Genomic DNA, 21,838 nt, shown 5'->3' with positions numbered 1-21,838 from the left:
TAGTATTATCGTGTTCTAGTAATTTACTTAAAAATAACAAATTGCAGTATTTCAAAAACGCTTTAAGTCGTAAAAACTTAATGGCTTTAACGGGTCTTTTTTTAAGTTTCTTCTTAATTATTCACTTAGTAGGTAACCTTCAATTGCTTCTGCCAGAAGAAGATGCGCAGCTTCAATATAATTGGTATAGTGAATTGCTATCTGGAAGTTGGTTCATTAAAATTATATCTTATGGTTTATATGCGAGTATTTTACTACACGCTTTAGATGCTTTATATCTTACCATAAAAGCTCGTATTGTTTCTGGTCGTTATATTAAAGATAGAAGAAATCGAGCTAGTCGCTGGTATGCCAGACATATGATGTTTTTAGGTGTAATTATATTTGCTTTTTTGGTAATTCATTTTAAAGATTTTTGGTACCCTTATAAATTTGGAGAAATCGGGCTAGATGCTGATGGTCAAAAAGATTTGTATAGTTTAGTAATTATAGCTTTTAAAGACTGGTGGTATGTTGTTTTATACGCAGTCGCTATTTTAGCTCTTGGCTTTCATTTAATTCATGGTGTTTTTAGTGCTACAAGAACTTTAGGCTTATATAATCCATTTTACACTAAAATTGTTAAAGTTATAAGTTTAGTATTTGCAATATTATTAAGTTTAGGTTACCTCATTATCCCTATTTATCTTTTTATAAATAATTGATTATGGCAAAAACAATTAAGGCAAATATACCAGCAGGAGAATTAAATCAGAAGTGGGAAAATTATAAAGCTCAAGCTAAATTAGTAAGCCCTAACAATCGTAAAAAATTAGAGGTGATAGTTGTAGGAACTGGCTTGGCAGGAGCATCTGCTGCCGCTTCCTTAGCTGAAATGGGTTATAATGTAAAAAGCTTTTGCTTTCAAGATTCACCAAGACGTGCACATTCTGTTGCTGCTCAAGGTGGCGTCAATGCGATGAAGAATTACCAAAACGACGGAGATAGCATTCATCGAATGTTTATAGATACTTTAAAAGGTGGTGATTTTAGGTCACGAGAAGCAAATACTTATCGTTTGGCAGAGTGTTCGGCAAGTTTGATTGATCAAGCTGTTGCACAAGGCGTTCCTTTTGGGCGTGAATATAGTGGGTATTTAAAAAATAGATCTTTTGGTGGCGTGCAAGTTTCAAGAACTTTTTATGCTCGTGGTCAAACAGGACAACAGTTACTTTTAGGCGCTTATCAAGCTTTAATGCGACAAACTGAAATAGGGAAAATTAAATTATACAGTCGCCATGAAATGTTAGACTTAGTTTTAATTGATGGCAAAGCTAAAGGTATAATCACAAGACATCTTGATACAGGAAAGATAGAACGCCACGGAGCACATTTAGTCGTGCTTGCAACAGGTGGTTTTGGCAAAATTTATTATTTGTCAACTTTAGCTATGGGTTGTAATGCTTCAGCTATTTGGCGGGCTCATAAAAAAGGAGCTTATATGGCTAACCCTAGTTGGACACAAATTCACCCTACAAGTTTACCACAGAGTGGTCCTTATCAATCTAAACTCACTTTGATGTCAGAATCACTTCGTAATGATGGTCGAATTTGGGTGCCTAAAACAAAAAATGATCAACGCTCACCAAACCAAATTCCCGAAAATGAAAGAGATTATTATTTAGAACGCAAATATCCTTCGTTTGGAAATTTAGCACCAAGAGATATTGCTTCAAGATCGGCAAAAGAACAAATAGATGCTGGAAAAGGAGTAGGACCACTACAAAATGCTGTATATCTTGATTTTGCTCATGCAATAGCTGAATATGGTAAAAATGTAATAGAACAGCGTTATGGAAACTTATTCAAAATGTATCAAAAAATTACAGGGATTAATGCTTATCAAGAACCCATGAAAATTTCGCCTTCAGCCCACTTTTCTATGGGTGGACTTTGGGTGGATTATGATTTAATGACTAGTATACCGGGTTTATTTGCAATTGGAGAATCTAATTTCTCAGATCATGGAGCAAATCGTCTTGGGGCAAACTCTTTATTACAAGCTTGTGTTGATGGTTATTACATTGCGCCTTATACGATTCAAAATTATTTAGCAGATGAGATTAATACGCCTAAAACTAATGTTAATCATCCCGCTTTTGAGAAAGCTGAATTGAATGCTAGACTACAATTAGAGCAATTTGTTAATTGTAAAGGCGATAAAACAGCCGAAGAATTTCATAAAGAATTAGGAAAAATACTTTATGATAAATGTGGTCTTTCTCGTTCAGAAGTCGGTTTAAAACAAGCTATTGAGACTATTCAGGAGCTCAGAGGCGAATTTAAGAAAAACTTATTAGTGCCAGGTGATGTTGATGACATCAATAGCGAACTTGAAAAAGCCGGTCGAGTTTATGACTATATGGAATTAGCAGAGTTAATGTGTCAAGATGCATTGAGTCGGGAAGAGTCTTGTGGTGCTCATTTTAGAGAAGAATACCAGACTAAAGATGGTGAGGCACTTCGCAACGATGACAATTATGCTTATACTTCTGCGTGGGAGTGGACAGGAAATCCATCTAAACCCATATTAAATAAAGAGGAATTGATTTTTGAATTTGTAAAGCCAACACAAAGAAGCTATAAATAAAAAAATGATGAAAATATATTTAAAAGTCTGGCGACAACAACATAAAGATAGTAAAGGAATGCTTGTGGAATACAGCTTAAATGAGGTTGATCCTGAAATGTCATTTTTAGAAATGCTTGACATGTTGAATTTGAAACTAGCAAAAAAAGGAGAACGTCCCATCGAGTTTGACCATGATTGTAGAGAAGGTATTTGCGGACAATGCGGTGTGATGATTAATGGGATCGCCCATGGACCTTTAAAGAATACAACTACTTGCCAATTACATATGCGATCTTTTAAAAACGGCGATACCATTTATATTGAACCCTTTAAAGCCAAGGCATTTCCTATAATTCGTGATTTAAAAGTAGACCGTTCAGCTTTTGATGCGATAATAGCAGCTGGCGGCTATGTCTCTGTAAATACAGGTCAAGCACCCGAAGCCAATAGTATTATGGTTACTCATGATGAAGCTGAGTCAGCCTTCGACTCTGCAGCTTGTATAGGTTGTGGAGCTTGTGTGGCAACCTGTAAAAATGCAAGCGCTGCATTATTTACTTCAGCCAAAATTTCTCATCTAGCAAAACTTCCTCAAGGACAAAAAGAAAGCGAACAGCGAACCCTTAAAATGGTAGATCGTATGGAAGATCTAGATTTTGGTCATTGTACTAATACCGAAGCCTGTGAGGTTGAATGTCCTCAAGAAATTTCTGTACTTAACATCGCGAGGATGAATTATGAATATAACAAGGCTAAACTATAGCTTTAGGCTGAAGTTAAGCTTAACACATTAAAGCCTAACTACTAAATAGTGATTATAACATTTTAAGCTTAAAACAAAAAACCTCTAATAGGCTAAATATTAGAGGTTTTTTTTGAGGTGTCGAGCGGATTCGAACCGCTGTAGATGGTTTTGCAGACCACTGCCTAGCCACTCGGCCACGACACCATTATTAATAGGATTGCAAATTTAATAAAACTCTTTAAAACTAAAGCAAATTATCTGTGTTTTGTCATTAAAATTGTTACACCTTCAACATCACCACCAATTGGTGGGTTAAGCTTGCAAACTTTCACTTCAGCAAAATTAACCATGTCAAGTTCGTTAAAAATTCGATCTAAAATACGTTTACCAACATGCTCAAGAAGTTTAGAGCGTATTGCCATTTCTTGTTTTATAATGGCGTTTAGATGAACATAATCTACCGTATCTTCCAATTGATCACTTTCAGCTGAAGTTGATAGGTCTGCTTCAACCTTTAAATCTACACGATAGTTGCTGCCAATCTTAGACTCTTCAGTCAAGCAACCGTGGTTAGTATATATTCTAATATTTTCTAAAATTATAGCATCCATAGATTTTTTAATGCAAATATAAACTTATTTAAGGCGGTAAATATGTTTGTAACTCATCAATTCACTACATAAAAATTCAGTAAATTTGTAGACTTAATTAATTACTATGTCTGAAGAAAAAAAGTCATTAAATTTTATTGAGCAAATTATAGAAGACGATTTGAGTAACGGCTATAATAAAGAGCAACTCAAATTTCGTTTTCCACCAGAACCAAATGGTTTTTTACATATTGGTCATGCATCATCTATTTGTTTAAATTTTGGTTTAGGATTAAAATATAATGCACCTGTCAATTTAAGGTTCGACGACACTAACCCAATTAAAGAAGAAAAAGCTTACGTTAATGCTATTAAAAAAGACGTCGAATGGCTTGGTTTTAAATGGGCTAAAGAATGCTATGCTTCAGATTATTTTCAACAGCTTTATGATTGGGCTGTAGAATTAATTAAACAAGGTAGTGCATATGTCGATAGCCAATCTTCTGAAGCTATTGCAGCTCAAAAAGGAACACCAACTGAACCTGGACAAGCAAGTCCTTATCGTGAGCGACCTATATCTGAAAATTTAGAGCTGTTTGAAGCCATGAAAAATGGTGAAACACCACCAAGAGCCCACGTTTTAAGAGCTAAAATAGATATGTCTTCGCCAAATATGTTAATGCGGGATCCTGTCATGTACCGTTGTTTACACGAATCACATCATCGTACAGGAAACGATTGGCACATTTACCCAATGTACGATTGGGCACATGGCGAATCTGATTTTATAGAACAAGTGTCGCATTCATTTTGTACGCTCGAATTTCAACCACATCGTGAGTTATACAATTGGTTTGTTGAAAAAGTTAGTCACGAAGGAGAATTACTCCCAAAACAGCGTGAATTTGCTAGACGTAATCTAAGCCATACCGTAGTTAGTAAACGAAAATTACTTCGATTAGTAGAAGAAAACATAGTAAATTCTTGGGATGATCCGCGAATGCCAACTATTTCAGGTCTTAGACGTCGTGGTTTTACGGCTGCATCAATTCGTAATTTTGCCAACGATATTGGTATTGGTAAACGTGAAAATATGATTGATGTTTCTCGTCTTGAATTTTCAGCTAGGGAAGACCTTAATAAAAAGACATCACGTGTAATGGCAGTTTTAAATCCTCTAAAACTGATTATTACCAATTATCCTGAAGATAAAACAGAGCAACTTACTGCTGAAAATAATCCAGAAGACCCGGAATCGGGTAGTCGTCAAGTACCTTTTTCTCGTGAAATTTATATTGAAAAAGAAGATTTTAGAGAAGAAGCCAATAGAAAGTTTTTTAGATTAAAATTAGGTAAGGAAGTTCGACTAAAAAATGCTTATATCATTAAAGCTGAGAAAGCGATTAAAGATGATAACGGTAACATTATAGAAGTTCATTGCACTTATGACGAAGATAGCAGAAGTGGTAGTGGTACCGAAGCTTCAAAACGTAAAGTGAAAGGAACTTTACATTGGGTTTCTGTTTCGCATGCTATCCCTGCTGAAGTAAGGCTTTACGACCGTTTGTTTACTGTAGAAGACCCAACAGCTCACAAAGAAAAAGATTTTCTTGACTTTGTAAATCCAAAAAGTCTCGAAGTTATTACAGCACAAGTTGAACCGAGTTTAAAATCAGCTAAAGCACTAGACAAATTTCAATTTCAACGTATCGGCTATTTTTGTGTTGATCAAGATTCAAGCGAATCTAATTTAGTTTTTAATAGAACAGTTACGCTCAGGGATTCCTGGAAAAATAAATAGCATATGTACCCACTTAATCGTTTCAGAAGATTACGTCAGAATGATAGTATTCGTCAACTAGTACAAGAAAATCAGCTTAGTATAAATGATTTTATTGTACCTCTTTTTATAGTTGAAGGTTATAATATTAGGGAAGAAATTCCATCTATGCCAAATTACTTCAGGCAAAGTTTAGACCATATTCCCGCTGAAGTTAATACCTTATGGGAACTCGGTTTAAAAGCTGTACTCTTGTTTGTAAAGGTTAGCGAATCCCAAAAAGACAATACAGGAAAAGCAGCAACTAATCCTAAAGGTTTAATGCAAAAAGCCATTAAGCTAATTAAAAAAACAAGACCTGAAATGCTTGTAATGACAGACGTGGCGCTTGATCCATTTTCAAGTTTAGGTCATGATGGGATTGTTGAAGACGGTGAAATTGTTAATGATAAGACGGTCGAAAAACTCGCTGAAATGGCATTAAGCCATGCTCAAGCAGGAGCCGATTTTGTAGCTCCAAGCGATATGATGGATGGCCGAATTTTAGCAATGCGTTCGAAATTAGAAGATGCAGGTTTTCATCATACAGGAATCATGAGTTATTCTGCGAAATATGCATCAGCATTTTATGGGCCATTTCGAGATGCGCTAGATTCAGCACCAGTTGATGTTAAAAATGTTCCTAAAGATAAAAAGACTTATCAAATGAATCCGGCTAACCGACAAGAAGCAGTGGCCGAAACATTGGCTGATATCGATGAAGGTGCAGATATTGTTATGGTAAAACCAGGTTTATGTTACTTAGATATTGTAAGAGATCTTGCCAATCATGTAGATGTTCCGATTGCAGTTTACCAAGTTAGTGGAGAATACGCTATGTTAAAAGCTGCTGCAGAAAAAGGTTGGTTAAATCATGATGAGGTTATGCTAGAACAGCTAATAGCGATTAAACGTGCAGGAGCAAAATTAATTGCTACTTATTTTGCAAAAGATGCTGCGCGACTCTTAAACTCAATGTAAATTTTAAGTTTGAAGTTTTAAGAGGTATCCTAAAGGCTCAATTATTACCCAGCATTTATTGTCTTTAACGTACTTGACGGTTCCTTTAATGTTTTTGAAGCCTTTCTCGGTTAAATCAACTTTATAACCAGGCTTTAAATCCTTTATGTCATGAGATTTAAAGCCACTTTTGAAGTTGATAGATTGCTTTAAAATTTCAACCTCATTGTCACTAATTACAGCAGGTTGCTTTTCCCAAAACAAATACCTTACAACATTAGGTACTTCAAAAACTCGGTCACGTAAATGATTTTCAATGTAAACAAATAGCATAGAAGGTAATACAGGCGTGTCAACTTTCTTTTTTCTATCAGTCCATTGCTTTATAATTTTAATAGTAGGACAGTATACTTGAATGCCTATTTTTTCAAGCTGTTGAGCTGTTTTCTTTTCTGCATTTGGTTTTGTGTAAATGACAAACCAATTTTTTAGAGTTGTAGTCATGTTAATGTGCTTCTAACCAGTTTTGACCAATTCCGATTTCAACATCTAATGGAACATCAAGCTTAAAAGCATTTTCCATATGGTTTTTGATGAGAGGTTTAAGTTTCTCCAGCTCATCTTTATGTGCATCAAATACTAATTCGTCATGGACTTGTAGCAACATTTTAGACTTATAATTGCCTTCTGTTAGTGCTTTATGTATATTAATCATGGCGACTTTAATGATGTCAGCAGCGCTACCTTGTACAGGTGCGTTGACTGCGTTTCTCTCAGCCGCATTTTTTACAACATGGTTTCGCGCATTAATATCTTTTAAGTAGCGTCGGCGACCCATAACTGTTTTTACATAGCCATGTTCACGTGCAAAATCAACTTGGTCATCAATGTAATCACGTAACTTAGGGTAGGTTTTGTAGTATGTTTCAATAAGTTCTTTAGATTCGTTCCGGCTGAGTTCTGTTTGGTTGCTTAATCCAAAAGCTGAAACACCATAAATAATACCGAAATTTACTGTTTTAGCATTGCTGCGTTGTTGTCGCGTCACCTCTTCAATTGGGACGTTAAATACCTTAGCAGCTGTTGAGGCGTGTATATCTTCACCATTTTTGAAGGCATTTAACATGGTTTCTTCTTGACTTAATGCCGCTATGATGCGTAGTTCAATTTGTGAATAATCGGCCGCTAGCAAAACGTAATTTTCATCTCTTGGGACAAAAGCTTTTCTAACTTCTCGTCCACGTTCTGTCCTGATCGGAATGTTTTGGAGGTTTGGGTTGTTAGAGCTTAACCTGCCTGTTGCAGCAACGGTTTGCATAAATTCAGTATGAACACGTTTTGTTTTTGAATGAATTTGTTTTGGTAAAGCATCTACATAAGTGCTTTTTAGTTTTGAAAGCTGACGCCACTCTAAGACATCTTTTACAATTTGATGGTCGTTTGCATGATAAGACAAAACATCTTCGGCAGTTGAATATTGTCCTGATTTTGTTTTTTTGGGCTTATCTGCAATTTGAAGTTTTCCAAATAAAATATCTCCAAGTTGCTTAGGTGAGCCAATGTTAAATTCTTCATCGGCGGCTTCAAATATGTTAGATTCTAAGCGCTTTAGGTCACTATCCAGTTCTGTAGATAGGTTTTCAAGCGCTGTTTTATCAAGCTTAATTCCTTCAATTTCCATTGCCGCTAAAACACGTAATAATGGAATTTCAATATCGCTGTAAAGTGGTTTATTGTGAGCATCATCTAGCTCTTTTTCAAAATAATTTTTGAGTTGAAAGGTAATATCTGCATCTTCAACGGCATATTGTGTTTGAGCATCAAGCTCAACTTCTCTAAAACTTTTTTGGTGTTTACCTTTTTTACCTATTAAATCTTTAATGGGTTTTGGTGAATACATTAAGTAAGTTTCGGCTAGGACATCCATGTTATGGCGCATATCTGGGTTAATGATGTAGTGTGCGAGCATTGTGTCAAATAGCGGTCCTTTAACCGAGATGTTGTAATTGGCTAAAACTTTGATATCGTATTTTAGATTTTGTCCTATTTTTTCTATTGTTTCAGCTTCAAAAAAAGGTTTAAGATGCTCTAAAATTTCTTGAGCTTCAGCATCATTCTCGGGAATACTTAAATAATAGCCTTTTTGTTTTTCCCACGAAAAGGCAATGCCTACTAATTTTGCGTCAAGTGTTTTTAAACTAGTGGTTTCGGTATCAAAGCAAACAGAGTTTTGCTGCATTAATTTTTTAAGAAATAATTTATAGGCTGTTTTACTATTGATGAGCTGGTAAAAGTGTGGTGTGTTTTCAAGCGATTTATAGCCTTGGAAGTCAGCTGCGTTAGCATCTTTAGAAGAAGTGTCATTGCCAAAAAGCGAAAACTGACCAGCTCCAGCTGTTTGGGTGTCTTCTTCAGTTGAAGTTGGTGCGTCTGCCGATTGGTTATACATTTTCATAAATTGCTCGGTTAAACGTCTAAACTCCAATTCTTTGAAGATTGAAACTACTTTTTCGACATCTGGCGGTGAGAGTTCATAACTTTTTTCGTCAAAAGTAACTTCACATTCGGTAAATATGGTGGCTAATTTTTTAGACATTAGCCCTAACTCTTGATTGGCTTCAATTTTTTCCTTGGTTTTACCTTTAAGGTCGTCAATATTTTCAAACAAACCTTCCATACTACCATATTTGGCAATAAATTTCTTGGCTGTTTTATCACCAACACCAGGTAAGCCAGGAATGTTGTCAGCCGAATCACCCATCATACCAAGATAGTCGATCACTTGCTCAGGACGTTCTACCCCAAAGCGCTTTTGAACTTCAGGAATACCCCATTTTTCAATTCCATTACCCATTCGCGCTGGGCGATACATAAAAATATGTTCTGAGACAAGTTGAGCAAAATCTTTATCAGGAGTCACCATGTAAACTTCATAATCTTGCTGCTCTGCTTGTTTGGCTAGCGTGCCGATAATATCATCAGCTTCCATTCCTGAAATTTCTTCAATAGGAATATGCATCGCTTTGATAATTTGCTTAATCACAGGAATCGATTCACGAATGACTTGAGGTGTTTCATCACGATTAGCTTTATACTCACTATACATTTCAGTTCGTTCGGTACTACCGTCTTTATCAAAACAAACCGCAAGGTGGTCAGGCTTTTCACGCTTAATAACATCAAATAATGAATTCATAAACCCCATAATTGCTGAGGTATCTTGACCTTTAGAGTTAATTCTTGGATTTTTAATCAAAGCGTAATAACCTCTAAAAATTAAGGCATAAGCATCGATTAAAAACAAACGTTTTTTGGCTCCCATAACAGTAAGATTAAATGAAATGTAAATGTAATAATAAAGCGATTAAGGTCTAATAAATACAATAGAAACTTCAATTTCTACTTCAAAATTTTAAACATGAGTAAATAACTTGAGGCTGATATTCAGTATTCAAATTGCATCGCTTATATTTGTTGCTTTTATAAAGTATGAAACTTCACGACTTAACATTTGAACCTTATATTTCAGCTGAAAAAATTCAAAACGTTGTTAAATCTTTAGCAGCCGCAATAGAAAAAGATTACACTACAAAAACTCCCATTTTTATAGGCGTTTTAAATGGTGCATTTATGTTTTTAGGCGATTTAATGAAGTATTATCAGCAACCTTGCGAAATTAACTTTACTAAATTAGCATCTTATCAAGGTACTAACTCAACCGGAAATGTACAAACCTTAATCGGCTTAAATTCGCTTGAAGATCGGGATGTTATTATTGTAGAAGACATTGTCGATACCGGTCATACGCTTGCAAAAATTATCGATTTGTTATCTGAAGCTAAGGTTAATACATACAAAATTGCAAGTTTATTTTACAAGCCAAAAGCTTATGAATATGACTTTAAAATCGATTATATTGGACTTGAAATTCCACCAAAATTTATTGTAGGATACGGCTTAGATTATGACGGTTTAGGTCGAAATTTACCAGAAATATATCAACTAAAATCATAACAATGACTAATATTGTTTTATTTGGCCCACCAGGCGCAGGAAAAGGCACACAAGCCGAACGTTTAAAAGAAAATTTTAAGTTGAAACACATTTCAACAGGAGACATATTTAGAAAAAATATTAAAAACCAAACACAACTTGGCACCGAAGCAAAAACTTACATTGATAAAGGTGAGCTTGTGCCAGATGAAGTGACCATTGGTATGTTAAAGGCAGCAGTTGAAGAAGATAAATATGGTAAGGGTTTTATCTTCGATGGTTTTCCTCGAACAGTTGCTCAAGCTGAAGCTTTAGATAAATTGTTGGCAGATTTAGATACTGAAGTTCATGGAATGTTAGCACTTGAAGTTCCAGACCAAGTTCTTGTAGATCGACTTCTAGAACGTGGCAAAACTTCAGGTAGAGCTGATGATGCAAATGAAGATATTATTAAAAATCGTGTTAGCGTTTATTATAAAGAAACTTCTGTTTTAAAAGATTACTACAAATCAAAAGAAAAGCTACATACTGTAAATGGAGTTGGCAGTATCGAAGAAATTGCTAAACGTTTAGCTGACATTGTAAAGACATTATAAAAAATGACCGAAGGTAATTTTGTTGACTACATTAAAATCTTTATTAAATCTGGAAAAGGTGGTAAAGGTTCTACGCATTTAAGACGTGAAAAAGCTGTAGCAAAAGGTGGCCCAGATGGTGGTGATGGCGGTCGAGGTGGACATGTTATTGTTAGAGGCAATAAAAATTACTGGACACTATTTCATTTAAAATTTAAACAGCACGTTCGTGCGTCTCATGGCGGTGACGGAGGAAAGCAAACTAGTACTGGTCATGATGGTGAAGATGCGATTATTGAAGTGCCTTTGGGTACAATTATTCGCGATACTGAAACTAACGAGATTCTAAAAGAAATTACCGAAGATCAACAAGAGTACATAGCTGCAAAAGGTGGGCAAGGAGGAAAAGGTAACGCACATTTTAAGACATCTACTAACCAAACGCCACGATATGCTCAGCCAGGAATTGATAGTGAAGAAAAACAAATTACTTTAGAGTTAAAAGTATTGGCAGATGTTGGTTTAGTAGGTTTTCCTAATGCAGGAAAATCTACTTTACTTTCTGTTATTACAGCAGCTAAACCTAAAATTGCCGATTATGAATTTACAACTTTAAAGCCTAATTTAGGTATCGTAAAATACCGTGATTTTAAATCATTTGTGGTGGCCGACATTCCAGGTATAATTGAAGGTGCTGCAGAAGGCAAAGGTTTAGGTTATCGGTTTTTAAGGCATATCGAACGTAATTCAACTTTGTTGTTTTTAATTCCTGCAGATGCCGATGATGTTGTTAAATCTTATAAGATTTTACTCGACGAACTCAAACGCTACAACCCTGAATTATTAGACAAGTCTCGTCTAATAGCAATCTCAAAGTCAGATATGTTAGATGATGAACTCAAAACCGAGTTAAATAAGGAGTTACAAACAGGATTTGAAAACACACCTTATTTATTTATTTCATCTGTAGCTCAAGAAGGTCTACAAGAATTAAAAGATAAACTTTGGGAATCTGTAACTGCAGACAAGGCCAAAGTGAATTAGCGACATCTATTTTAAATTTTCAAGTGTTTATACAATTTGTAATCTAATTTCAAAACAAGCGCCCTGATTAATATCACTTTGTTTTACACGTATTTTGCCTTTATGATAATCTTCAATAATTCTTTTAGATAAAGATAAGCCTAGTCCCCAACCACGCTTTTTTGAGGTGTAACCAGCTTCAAAAATTTGTTTATGGCGGTGTTTAGGAATACCTTTTCCTTGATCACTAATCAATATTGAGACCCAGTTTTTAGTAATTTCGCTGGTAATTTTAATTTTGCCTTTGCCTTTCATAGCATCAACAGCATTTTTTATGATATTTTCTATTGTCCAACTGTACAAAACAGTATTCAACTTAACGTCGATAGACTGTTCACCTAATTGAACATCAAACTCGATTAACTTGCTGTGTTTATTTCGTAAATAGTCGACAGCAGATTTAGTTTCTTTAATTAAGTCTGTTTTTGCCAATACAATTTCAGAACCAATTTTTGAAAATCTATTTGTGATGGTCTGTAACCGATTAACATCTTTTGTCATTTCATCAATATAGCTTTGATCGACTGAAGGATTTGTTTTTAAAATTTCTATCCAACCGACCAAAGATGATAAAGGTGTACCAATTTGATGTGCTGTTTCTTTTGCCATTCCAGCCCACAGTTTGTTTTTTTCGCTGTATTTTGAAGTGCGAAAAAATAAAAAAATCAAGCCCGTAAAAAGGGCGAAAATGAGTAGTAAAATGATAGGATAATACTTGATTTTTTCAAGGATTTGAGAATTTCCATAATAAATGTATTGATAGTTTTCATTTCCTAAGTCAACTTTAATTGGCTTGTTTGTGCTTTTTAGTTCTTCAAGAAACTGATATAACTTTAATGAATCTTCTTCAACTTTAGGAGGAATATTGTTATATCGAAAAATCGTTCCTTGTGCATCTGTATTAATAATAGGTATTTCAAGGTCTGTACTTAATATATATAACTCTAAGCCTAAATCTACATCTTTAGTAGAGGCATTGTTAAAGGATTTTTGAGCTTCAGACCAAATGGCCATTTTTTGACGCTCATCTTTTTTAATTCGTTCGTAAAACAAGGCCACATTCCATGAAACTAGGATGACAATACTTAGCGATGAAAAAATAATAAACCATCGCGCAAAATCTTTATTTTTAAAAATTCGCATTGGTGCTTTTTTCAATATTACAAAAATAGAACGATAAAATGCTGATTATATTTAATCAAGAACACCTATTTTTACGCTGTAATATTTAAGGCTATGTATAATTACTTCTCTTCAAACTTTACACTTGGAATTTTAGGTGGTGGTCAGTTAGGAAAAATGTTGCTTTATGAGACCCGTAAATATGATATTAAAACTAAGGTTTTAGATCCAAACCCAGAAGCGCCAAGTGCTATCGCGTGTAATGAGTTTGTTTGTGGAAGCTTACTAGATTACGCTACAGTGATGAAGTTTGCTGAAGATGTAGATGTGCTAACTATTGAAATTGAAGCCGTCAATATTGATGCTTTACGAGATCTTGCTCAAAAAGGTATAAAGGTGTATCCTTCAGCTGAAACTTTAGCAGTTATTCAAAACAAGCAAACACAAAAAGATTTTTATAAAGCCAATCAAATTGCAACATCAAGGCATTTCAACTTAGCTTCAAAAATAGAATTGGTTAATCATCTTAGCGCTCATCCAAATTTATTTCCCCAAGTTTGGAAGGCTGCCACTGGCGGTTATGATGGTAAAGGTGTTCAAATAATTAAAAATTTAGACGCTGCAAAACAGTTGCCTGATGTTGCTTGCTTAATTGAAAATCTTGTTGATTTTAAAACAGAATTAGCTGTTATTGTTGCACGAAATGCTTCTGGCGAAGTTAAGTCTTATCCAGTTGTTGAAATGGAATTTCATCCAGAGGCTAACCAAGTTGAATATGTATTATGTCCTGCACGAATTTCGGATGAAATAGCTCAAAAGGCGAGAAATTTAGCGGAAGAAGTTTCATCTAAAATTAAGCATGTCGGCTTGTTAGCTGTCGAATTATTTCTGACACATTCAGATGATGTTTTGGTCAATGAAGTTGCGCCTAGACCGCATAACTCTGGACATTTTTCTATAGAAGGAAGCTATACCAATCAATTTGAACAGCATTTGCGTGCTGTATTAGATTTACCATTAGGAGATACATCTACAAAGCAAGCAGCGGTAATGGTAAATTTAGTTGGTGATGAAGCTTATGAAGGGAATGTACTCTATAAAAATATAGAACAGATAATGTCGCTTAAAGGTGTAACGCCTCATATTTATGGAAAAAAAATTACACGACCATTTCGTAAAATGGGTCATGTTACAATTATTAATCAATCTATAGCAAAAGCACGAGAAATCGCTGCTCAAGTTAAATCTCAATTAAAAGTTATTGCTCATGAAAACGCATAAAGTAGCTGTTGTAATGGGAAGCACAAGCGATCTTCCCGTCATGCAAGATGCAATTGATATTTTAAAACACTTCGGAATAGAAGTTGTTGTTGATGTGGTTTCTGCACATCGTACGCCTGAAAAAATGTTTGATTTTGGGAAAAGTGCACATCAAAATGATTTTAAAGTTATTATTGCTGGTGCTGGTGGTGCGGCACATTTACCTGGAATGTTAGCATCATTAACACCTTTGCCAGTAATTGGAGTTCCAGTAAAATCGAGTAATTCGATTGATGGCTGGGACTCAGTTTTATCAATTTTGCAAATGCCTAATGGTGTACCTGTGGCTACTGTAGCCTTAAATGCTGCTAAAAATGCTGGAATTTTAGCGACTCAAATAGCAGCGAGTAATGATAAAGTTTTACAAGAGAAATTAAATGCCTACAAACTTGAACTAGCAGAAAAAGTTTCTAAAATGTCATCTTCATTAAAAAACAATTAACTCAGCTGTTAAGCAATTGCCTTTTTAACCATAATTTCTTTTTGAATGCCATCCCACAGGATATGACGAAGTTTCAAGGCCTCAATAGCGCAATGCTCGGCTTCTTCCCAATATTGGGTGTTGTTGCCGCATAATTCAGAAATTAATTCTAATGCCATTGGTCCGTGTTCATCTTCATCTAATTCAATATGGCGATCAAAATAGTATTTGAATAAACTTAAGTCTTCTTCAGGAAACTTTTGTTGAATTTCTCCAATAATCGATGTAAACATGTCAGGGATTAGTTCTTCACGACCAAATGTGAAGGCTGCCGCTATTTTATGCGCTTTTCCTTCGCTGATTAGTTGAAATGTAAAATTCAAAAATTGCTTGACGTTTGTAGAAAGTTTACTGTCTTCAATTTGTTTACTAACCGAAGCTGAAGTAGAAAGTGATTCAATAAAACTTCTAACTTCATTAGTATTGGCCTTAGCTTTCTCCATCGCGTCTAAATACATTTCAAAATGACTTTGACGCTTACCTTCTTTGTTTAGATCGGTTTCTTCAGCTAATACAATTTCATTAATCAAATAGCGATGTTCTGGGTTTCCAATGGGTTTCCATGGTGTATTTACGCATGTAAGTTGTTGTTGCAGGGCTTTCAATAAAGACATGAAATCCCAGACGGCAAAAACATGATGTTGCATGAAAATTTGTAAATCTTGTGGCGATTCAATATGCTTGTATAATTCATGTTTTAATAGATTTTCTCTATATGATTTTGTATGGTTTTTAAGTCGTGAAATTGACATAGCAAATTTTTGGTTAAAAATAAAAAGCAGCTAACTAAAGCTGCTTTTTTGAGTTAAATAATTAGGAAAAAATTATAGGTTTATTTAAAAGCTGGAATTCCAGTAATATCCATTCCTGTTATAAGTAGGTGAATATCGTGTGTGCCTTCGTAAGTTATGACACTTTCTAAATTCATCATATGGCGCATGATACTGTAATCGCCTGTAATTCCCATGCCGCCTAAAATTTGTCTTGCTTCACGAGCAATGTTAATAGCCATTTCAACATTATTACGTTTAGCCATAGAAATTTGAGCTGTTGTAGCCTTTCCGTCATTTTTAAGTTGTCCTAATCTTAATGCCATCAATTGTGCTTTAGTGATTTCGGTAATCATTTCGGCTAATTTTTTTTGCTGTAATTGATAGCTAGCGATTGGCTTATCAAATTGAATACGTTCTTTCGCGTATCTTAAAGCTGTATCGTAGCAATCCATTGCTGCACCAATAGCGCCCCAAGCAATACCATAACGAGCAGAGTCTAAACAAGATAATGGCGCACCAAGTCCGCTTTTGCCAGTGAGTAAATTTTCTTTAGGAACTTTAACATCATCAAAAATAAGTTCACCAGTTGCTGAAGCTCTTAAAGACCACTTATTGTGGGTTTCTGGCGTTGTAAAACCTTCCATGCCGCGTTCAACAATGAGTCCGTGAATTCGGCCTTCTTCATTCTTTGCCCAAACAACGGCAATATCGCAAAAAGGTGCATTTGAAATCCACATTTTGGCACCGTTAAGTAAATAGTGGTCGCCTTTGTCTTTAAAATTAGTGGTCATGCCACCAGGATTTGAACCATGATTTGGTTCGGTAAGTCCAAATGAACCCATAAATTCGCCTGAAGCTAATTTTGGTAAATACTTTTTCTTTTGCGCTTCAGTACCATATGCGTAAATCGGAAACATAACAAGTGAAGATTGTACTGATGCTGTAGAGCGTACTCCGCTATCGCCACGTTCAATCTCTTGCATAATTAAACCATAAGAAATTTGATCTAAACCAGCGCCACCATATTCTTCAGGTATATAAGGACCAAAAGCTCCTATGTCTGATAAGCCTTTAATAATCGATTTAGGAAATTCAGCTTTTTGAGCCGCATCTTCAATAATTGGGCTTACATCACGCTTAACCCAATCACGAGCGGCTTCACGAATAAGTTTATGCTCTTCAGTTAATAAATCGTCTATATTGTAGTAATCTGGTGCTTGAAAAGTATCTTGTTTCATAATTTTATATTGAAATTCAAAATTAACTAATCTTACAGCATTGGTCAAGGTACAAGTGTTATATTTTTATTGAATTTGTAAATTTTAGGCTATGAAATTGAAAAACAATTAAGCAATACCAATATTAAGGTGCTCAAAATTGTAATTATAGAAGTTTTAAAGTTTAAGATAAAAGTCTTTAACTAAGTTGAAATACTCATTAGTGTATTGATGCCGCTCAATTTCAATTGTGAGTTCGGTAACTTCAACTGATGTTCTTAATTTGTGTTCTAGGCAAATCAAACTTCTTTTAATTGGAGCTTCTTTGTGGCCTTTAACGTGCAAAATTTCAGTAGGAAATAATTCAACACTTTGGGCAATGTCTAAGAATTTTGCTTCATTTTGATATGGAATAATCACGCAAAACTTTCCGTTTTGGTTGAGTAATTGTCTAACGCTTTGAAGTAATTCTTTATAATTTAAACTGTTTGTAAATCTTGCATTTGTTCTTGCACTAGACTTTATGCTGTTTTGTGGTTCAAAAAATGGAGGATTAGAAATAATTAAATCGTAAGATTCATCTATTTCATCAACAAATTCTTGTAAGCTAGCGTGGTAACAAAATAGTCGGTCATTCCAAATACTATTTTCGAAATTAGTAACGCAATCTTCATAGGCGTTATGATCAATTTCTATAGCATCTATGAGTTGTGCAGAGCTGCGTTGTGCGAGTTGAAGGCTAATTATTCCGGTGCCGGCGCCAATGTCTAAAATGCTGTTGGGCTGATGCTTAATGCTTGCCCAAGCACCTAATAAAACACCGTCTGTGCCAATTTTCATGGCGGTATTGGCTTGCGTGATGCTAAATTGCTTAAAATGAAATGGTTTTGACACGTTACTTTAAGTAGAGATCAAGTAGACCGTCAGGTAAGTTAAAATGAATTTCTTGATTAGCTTTATCAATTTTTTCAATAAATACATCGTTTACTGGGACCAAAATTTCGGTGTTGTCTTTATAGATGATAAATAAAGCTTGGGGCGATGTACTGTCTACAGATTTTATTTTACCAAACTCGCCATAGTGTTTGTCAAACACTTTATAATTTGTGACTTCGTGATAATAAAATTGATCGTCATCAAGTTCCGGTAATTCTGTGAGTGGCAGGTAAACATCTTTTTTTAATAATTCGAGCGCATCAGCTTCATCATCAACATCTTCAAACTTAACGCGAAGTAAATTGCTGCGTTGTAAGTTAGATTGTAAAATAAAAAAAGGAACCAGTTTTTGGTTGATTTCAACCAAAACTGATTCCAAATTTTTGTAAGTTTCAGGCTCGTCTGTATCTAATTTGATTTGGACTTCGCCTTTAAAACTAAATTTACTAACGATAGTACCAAGATAAAAACATTCATCTTTTGTCATCGTTAAAGTGCTTTTTAAGCTTTTTCTTCCTTAGATTCTTCTTCAGCAGATTCTGCTTCATTAGTTTCTTCAGTTGCATCATCGGCTTCTGCTTTGGCAGCCTCTTCTGCAGCTTTAGCTTCATCTTCAGCGGCTTTTGCTTCAGCTTCACGCTTAGCATTTACTTCTCTTTCGGCGTCTAATGCTTTTTGCTTAGCTTCTTCTTTTGCTTTCTGAGTTTTCTCAGAAGCGCTTTCAATAGATGCGTTTTTCTCTTCTAACCAAGCCTCAAATTTTTTGTTGGCTTCTTCTTCAGTTAAAGCACCTTTGTCAACACCTGCAAGCAAATGTTTTTTTAGTAATGCACCTTTGTAAGATAAAATACGTTTTGCTGTGTCAGTTGGTTGTGCACCATTACGCAGCCATTTAACAGCATTATCAACATCAAGTTCGATAATAGCTGGTTGAGTAGTTGGATTGTAAATTCCTAGTTTTTCTAAAAATTTACCATCTCTTTTCTCACGACTATCAGTAGCAACAATCCAATAAAATGGCTTTCCTTTTCTACCGTGTCTCTGTAATCTAATTTTAGTTGGCATATAAGATTAAATTTTAAGGTTCTCGACCTTAGTTATTAATAAGGCGCAAAGATAAGTTTTATTTTTGATACACAATCAATTATATTTTTAGAATTTTTATTTTACATTTGTTTACAAAATTTTAAGATAATGAGGATTTACTTTCTAGCTTTTTTAGCATTGATTCTTGGCAGTTGTTCAGATGATATTATTAAAGATGAGGCAACTGTTCAAGGCTTAGTTAATAACGATTTTTATAAGGCAGTTTCAGCAACAGCTTCAGTAGATGAAAATGGATTATTTTCTATAAGAAGTTCATCGACTGAAGTGATTAGTTTTAGAACAGAATCTATGAATCTTGGTACTTATACTGTAACACCAAACGGTTTAAACACGGCTAGTTATGAGAATGTAAATGGTGTTGTTTACACTAGTAATCACGACGATGTTGTTGGTGAAATTACCATTACTCAAGTTGATGAAAATGGCTTTGATGGTACGTTTTTCTTTAACTTAAAAAATGCTGAAGGCGACGAAGTTTTTATTAGAAGCGGCTCTTTTTTTAATGTACCTCTTCTAGATGCAGAAATTGATGACCCTACTGATCCTACAAACCCTGATGAATTTTTAAATGCAAATGTTAATGCAACTGCTTTTCAGTCTACTGTAGTTAATATTGAAGAAAATAGTGGTGTATTTACAGTTTTTGGCTCGGTTGATAATGCTGTTATTACCATTGTCTTTCCAAATACACTTGAGGCAGGTAATTATGATGTTTCAATAGAAGACAACATTCAATTAGGTTATTCTGAAAGTGAGACTGTCGAGTTTGCTCAGTCTGGAAGCTTAACGATTACAGAGATTACAGATACATCGATCTCAGGTTCATTTGAGTTTACAACAACTACAGGAATTGAAGTTTCTTCAGGTGAGTTTTCAGTGAATTTGTAGGAAAAAATGCAGATTTATTATCAGAAGAAGCGTTTTATAGGACTGATTCTGTCTTTTTTAGGTCTGTTAATAGTGGCGTTAGTCAATCTAAATAGCGAATTTTTATTTTTTCAAATAATAGGAGTACTTATCTTAGTAATAAATGTCTTATTAGGATTAACTTTATTAAGGCTTATTGCATTAAGGTTTAAGATAATTTCGCTTACTGAAAATGAATTTATCGACTACAGAGTTCTAAAATCATCAATTAATTTAAGCGATATAATAGACTTTAAGATTGATGAACGAAATTTATCATTACAGTTGAAATCAACTGCTCAACTACATTTTAAAACTTTTCATCGGCTATTTTCGTATCTGTTCTACAAAAACCATCAATTAAAATTATACCTTTCAAATTTATCGGTTAGTCAAATTAATCAGTTAAAACATCAACTTAAAGCAAATTGCTCATCATCTAGTCTATAACTAAATCATAACAACTGCTTAATTGTTTTACCGAATAGCGATAATAACTGTATTTTAGATTCAATTTAATTACTAAAGCTATGGAAACAGTTAAAGCTATAAAACCACTCGGTTTTCATTGGGAAACGATAAACCCTTTTATTTTTTGCGCTTACCATCAAGATGATTTTCCGCAAGGAAACGCTAATTTAGGACCAGATCATAAATATTTAAAAAACAGAATATTAGGTAACGATTTTACTAAGAAAGATGGTTTTAGGATGTATCATGGCCAAAAAGCACCAGGATTTCCCTACCATCCACATGCTGGTTTTGAAACCATTACTTTGGTTGAAGAAGGTTTTGCCGACCATACAGATTCATTGGGTTCCTGCGGACGTTTTGGTCATGGTGATGTGCAATGGATGACTGCAGGTAAAGGTGTTTTGCATTCTGAAATGTTTCCATTAATACATCAAAACAAGCCTAATCCATTAGTGCTATTTCAACTTTGGCTCAATCTACCAAAAGCTTCAAAACAGGTTAATCCACATTACAAAATGCTATGGAATGAAGAAATCCCCGTGATTTCTATACAACAAAACCAGCAAACAGTTGGTCAGCTAAAAATAATTGCTGGACAATATAATAACACCAAAGCTTTATCACCTACACCGAATTCATGGGCAGCAAACCCTGAAAACGAGGTTCAAATTTGGCGAATAACATTACAAGCCGGAGCAGAATTTGTAATACCAAAAGCAAACACATCAAAGCTTAATAGACAATTGTTTTTTTACAAAGGCGACTCTATTAGCATTGAAAATAAGTCGATTTCATCAGGTCATTCATTAGAGCTCTCACCACTTAAAAGCCCTAAGATTACAGTTAATTCTAAAACAGCAGAATTTTTGTTTCTACAAGCCAAACCGATTAATGAGCCTGTTGTTCAACGTGGACCATTTGTAGCAAATTCACCACAAGAAATCAATACAATCATCAATAATTATCAACAAACACAATTTGGTGGATGGCCTTGGCCAGAAGCCGAATTTACTCATGGTCTTAATCCGAGGCGATTTGCTAAATATCCTGATGGCTCAACCGAAGAAAAATCATAAATTTGAAGGCTAAGCTTTTAGTTTCTTTGCTAAACCCATTTTAATACTTT

General features: G+C 34.7%; 21 protein-coding genes and 1 tRNA gene. 12 read left to right on the top strand and 10 right to left on the bottom strand.

From position 1 onward, the window contains the following. The first annotated feature begins 41 nt into the window (after positions 1-41). Genes IMZ30_RS03870 through IMZ30_RS03860 form a run of 3 tightly spaced genes read left to right on the top strand, consistent with a single transcriptional unit; the run spans position 42 to position 3,374 of the window. Positions 42-704 (top strand): succinate dehydrogenase cytochrome b subunit, encoded by a 663-nt coding sequence (locus tag IMZ30_RS03870; protein WP_262896750.1) that lies wholly within the window; start codon positions 42-44, stop codon positions 702-704. A gap of 2 nt (positions 705-706) precedes the next feature. Continuing rightward, positions 707-2,629, top strand: coding sequence for a fumarate reductase/succinate dehydrogenase flavoprotein subunit (locus IMZ30_RS03865; RefSeq protein WP_207039222.1), 1,923 nt, complete (start codon positions 707-709; stop codon positions 2,627-2,629). 7 nt (positions 2,630-2,636) lie between these two features. Further along, complete coding sequence (locus tag IMZ30_RS03860; RefSeq protein WP_207039221.1) at positions 2,637-3,374, top strand: succinate dehydrogenase/fumarate reductase iron-sulfur subunit; 738 nt, start codon at positions 2,637-2,639, stop codon at positions 3,372-3,374. A 115-nt stretch (positions 3,375-3,489) separates the two neighbouring features. Here IMZ30_RS03860 and IMZ30_RS03855 read toward each other — a convergent pair. Both IMZ30_RS03855 and folB read right to left on the bottom strand, forming a co-directional pair. Further along, positions 3,490-3,560 (bottom strand) — tRNA-Cys (locus IMZ30_RS03855). Between the two features lie 50 nt (positions 3,561-3,610). Continuing rightward, complete coding sequence (folB, locus tag IMZ30_RS03850; RefSeq protein ID WP_207039220.1) at positions 3,611-3,967, bottom strand: dihydroneopterin aldolase; 357 nt, start codon at positions 3,965-3,967, stop codon at positions 3,611-3,613. A gap of 106 nt (positions 3,968-4,073) precedes the next feature. Here folB and IMZ30_RS03845 point away from each other — a divergent pair, with 106 nt between their 5' ends. Both IMZ30_RS03845 and hemB read left to right on the top strand, forming a co-directional pair. Then, on the top strand, positions 4,074-5,747 hold the full coding sequence (locus tag IMZ30_RS03845) for a glutamine--tRNA ligase/YqeY domain fusion protein (RefSeq protein ID WP_207039219.1): 1,674 nt from the start codon (positions 4,074-4,076) through the stop codon (positions 5,745-5,747). Positions 5,748-5,750: 3 nt separating this feature from the next. Beyond that, positions 5,751-6,746 (top strand): porphobilinogen synthase, encoded by a 996-nt coding sequence (gene hemB / locus IMZ30_RS03840; RefSeq protein ID WP_207039218.1) that lies wholly within the window; start codon positions 5,751-5,753, stop codon positions 6,744-6,746. Between the two features lie 3 nt (positions 6,747-6,749). Here hemB and IMZ30_RS03835 read toward each other — a convergent pair whose 3' ends face one another. Continuing rightward, positions 6,750-7,229 (bottom strand): UpxY family transcription antiterminator, encoded by a 480-nt coding sequence (locus IMZ30_RS03835; RefSeq protein WP_207039217.1) that lies wholly within the window; start codon positions 7,227-7,229, stop codon positions 6,750-6,752. A 1-nt stretch (position 7,230) separates the two neighbouring features. Beyond that, positions 7,231-10,047, bottom strand: coding sequence for a DNA polymerase I (gene polA, locus IMZ30_RS03830; protein ID WP_207039216.1), 2,817 nt, complete (start codon positions 10,045-10,047; stop codon positions 7,231-7,233). 167 nt (positions 10,048-10,214) lie between these two features. Between polA and hpt the strand changes: the two genes are divergently transcribed. The 3 genes from hpt to obgE are packed head-to-tail and all read left to right on the top strand — an operon-like array spanning position 10,215 to position 12,337. Next, positions 10,215-10,739, top strand: a complete 525-nt coding sequence (hpt, locus tag IMZ30_RS03825) for a hypoxanthine phosphoribosyltransferase (RefSeq protein ID WP_207039215.1) — start codon at positions 10,215-10,217, stop codon at positions 10,737-10,739. Between the two features lie 2 nt (positions 10,740-10,741). Next, positions 10,742-11,314 carry an adenylate kinase gene (locus IMZ30_RS03820; RefSeq protein ID WP_207039214.1) on the top strand — a complete coding sequence of 191 codons (573 nt, stop codon included), beginning with the start codon at positions 10,742-10,744 and terminating at the stop codon, positions 11,312-11,314. Positions 11,315-11,317: 3 nt separating this feature from the next. Further along, entirely contained in the window at positions 11,318-12,337 is a 1,020-nt protein-coding gene (gene obgE, locus IMZ30_RS03815) for a GTPase ObgE (protein ID WP_207039213.1), read from the top strand. 27 nt (positions 12,338-12,364) lie between these two features. On the opposite strand, the gene IMZ30_RS03810 is transcribed toward obgE, so the two are convergent. Continuing rightward, complete coding sequence (locus IMZ30_RS03810; RefSeq protein ID WP_207039212.1) at positions 12,365-13,519, bottom strand: sensor histidine kinase; 1,155 nt, start codon at positions 13,517-13,519, stop codon at positions 12,365-12,367. Between the two features lie 93 nt (positions 13,520-13,612). Between IMZ30_RS03810 and IMZ30_RS03805 the strand changes: the two genes are divergently transcribed. Together IMZ30_RS03805 and purE are read left to right on the top strand one after the other, a co-directional pair. Further along, complete coding sequence (locus IMZ30_RS03805) at positions 13,613-14,779, top strand: 5-(carboxyamino)imidazole ribonucleotide synthase (protein WP_207039211.1); 1,167 nt, start codon at positions 13,613-13,615, stop codon at positions 14,777-14,779. Then, on the top strand, positions 14,766-15,260 hold the full coding sequence (gene purE / locus IMZ30_RS03800) for a 5-(carboxyamino)imidazole ribonucleotide mutase (RefSeq protein ID WP_207039210.1): 495 nt from the start codon (positions 14,766-14,768) through the stop codon (positions 15,258-15,260). Before IMZ30_RS03805 ends, purE begins: the two co-directional genes overlap by 14 nt. A gap of 8 nt (positions 15,261-15,268) precedes the next feature. Here purE and IMZ30_RS03795 read toward each other — a convergent pair whose 3' ends face one another. The 5 genes from IMZ30_RS03795 to IMZ30_RS03775 all read right to left on the bottom strand — a co-directional run bounded on the left by IMZ30_RS03795 (position 15,269) and on the right by IMZ30_RS03775 (position 19,290). Then, the gene (locus IMZ30_RS03795; protein ID WP_207039209.1) at positions 15,269-16,051 is read right to left on the bottom strand and encodes a DUF3050 domain-containing protein; all 783 of its coding nucleotides are present in this window, start codon (positions 16,049-16,051) and stop codon (positions 15,269-15,271) included. An 80-nt stretch (positions 16,052-16,131) separates the two neighbouring features. Then, entirely contained in the window at positions 16,132-17,310 is a 1,179-nt protein-coding gene (locus tag IMZ30_RS03790) for an acyl-CoA dehydrogenase family protein (protein WP_207039208.1), read from the bottom strand. A 156-nt stretch (positions 17,311-17,466) separates the two neighbouring features. Further along, positions 17,467-18,183, bottom strand: coding sequence for a tRNA1(Val) (adenine(37)-N6)-methyltransferase (locus tag IMZ30_RS03785; RefSeq protein WP_207039207.1), 717 nt, complete (start codon positions 18,181-18,183; stop codon positions 17,467-17,469). 1 nt (position 18,184) lies between these two features. Continuing rightward, complete coding sequence (gene rimM, locus IMZ30_RS03780; protein WP_207039206.1) at positions 18,185-18,712, bottom strand: ribosome maturation factor RimM; 528 nt, start codon at positions 18,710-18,712, stop codon at positions 18,185-18,187. A 14-nt stretch (positions 18,713-18,726) separates the two neighbouring features. Continuing rightward, positions 18,727-19,290 carry a 30S ribosomal protein S16 gene (locus IMZ30_RS03775; protein WP_207039205.1) on the bottom strand — a complete coding sequence of 188 codons (564 nt, stop codon included), beginning with the start codon at positions 19,288-19,290 and terminating at the stop codon, positions 18,727-18,729. Positions 19,291-19,419: 129 nt separating this feature from the next. Between IMZ30_RS03775 and IMZ30_RS03770 the strand changes: the two genes are divergently transcribed. Both IMZ30_RS03770 and IMZ30_RS03765 read left to right on the top strand, forming a co-directional pair. Beyond that, the gene (locus tag IMZ30_RS03770; protein WP_207039204.1) at positions 19,420-20,220 is read left to right on the top strand and encodes a DUF6252 family protein; all 801 of its coding nucleotides are present in this window, start codon (positions 19,420-19,422) and stop codon (positions 20,218-20,220) included. A gap of 548 nt (positions 20,221-20,768) precedes the next feature. Further along, positions 20,769-21,788, top strand: a complete 1,020-nt coding sequence (locus tag IMZ30_RS03765) for a pirin family protein (protein ID WP_207039203.1) — start codon at positions 20,769-20,771, stop codon at positions 21,786-21,788. Positions 21,789-21,838 lie beyond the last annotated feature (50 nt).

Origin of the sequence: Psychroflexus sp. ALD_RP9 (assembly GCF_017311165.1) — a bacterium.
Taxonomy (GTDB): domain Bacteria; phylum Bacteroidota; class Bacteroidia; order Flavobacteriales; family Flavobacteriaceae; genus Psychroflexus.
The sequence above is the reverse complement of the archived record's forward strand: the minus strand, read 5'-3'. Positions and strand labels throughout refer to the sequence as shown.